Source organism: Chloroflexus sp. (assembly GCF_049970315.1).
Lineage (GTDB): Bacteria > Chloroflexota > Chloroflexia > Chloroflexales > Chloroflexaceae > Chloroflexus.
The window spans coordinates 97,897-98,654 of record NZ_JBMFNE010000015.1; the positions used below are offsets into that span (position 1 = coordinate 97,897).

Genomic DNA, 758 nt, shown 5'->3' on the forward strand with positions numbered 1-758 from the left:
AAGGGTTGTCCGGCCTCTCTTTGTGCCTACTGAGAGGCTACGGAGCTACACAGAGGCCAGGGCAACGTCGTGCCCGGAAGGATTGTCCGGCTGAGCGAGCCTGCCACCGGTCGGTGGTCCACGGTACGGCCAGGGCAACGTCGTGCCCGCGAAGGGTGTACTCTGCCAGCGACGCACACGACCATATAGGGGTGCACCACCGTGTGCCCCACCTCACCGGCAACGTACTACCGTGTGCCCCACCTCACCGGCAACGTACTACCGTGTGCCTTACCCTACCGGCAACGTACCGCCATGCATCCCTCGCAAGACGCGAAGGGCGTGAAGTAATCGTCACACTACCGATTGATACACTGCAATAACCTGCGCCACCAACCGCTCTGGCGCAAACCGTTCGTGCACCGCCCGCCTCCCGCCGGCGATAATCCGTGACCGCAGCGCATGATCATCGAGGAGACGGAGAATGGCGGTGGCTAGCGCAGCCGCATCGTTGTACGGGATCAGAAGACCATCCTCGCCATCACGAATCAGTTCGTTAATCACCGGGATGTTGGTGCTGATGACCGGCACTCCTGCGACCATCCCTTCTAACACCGGTAAGCCAAACCCTTCGTAGCGCGAGGGAAACGGCAAGACGGCGCTAGCCCGCAAGAGGGCTAATTTCTGCTCTTCGCTCAGCGTGCCGAGAAAATGGATATTGGCCGCCACGCCAAGCTCGCCGGCCAGCCGTTGCAGAGCCCTTACCGGGGGGCAACGGC

1 protein-coding gene is annotated in these 758 nt (G+C 61.9%); it reads right to left on the reverse strand.

What is annotated here, in order from left to right:
- Nucleotides 1–333: 333 nt before the first annotated feature.
- Nucleotides 334–758: glycosyltransferase family 4 protein (locus tag ACP5OT_RS11665; protein ID WP_428132210.1), on the reverse strand; the 425-nt coding region annotated here is incomplete at its 5' end.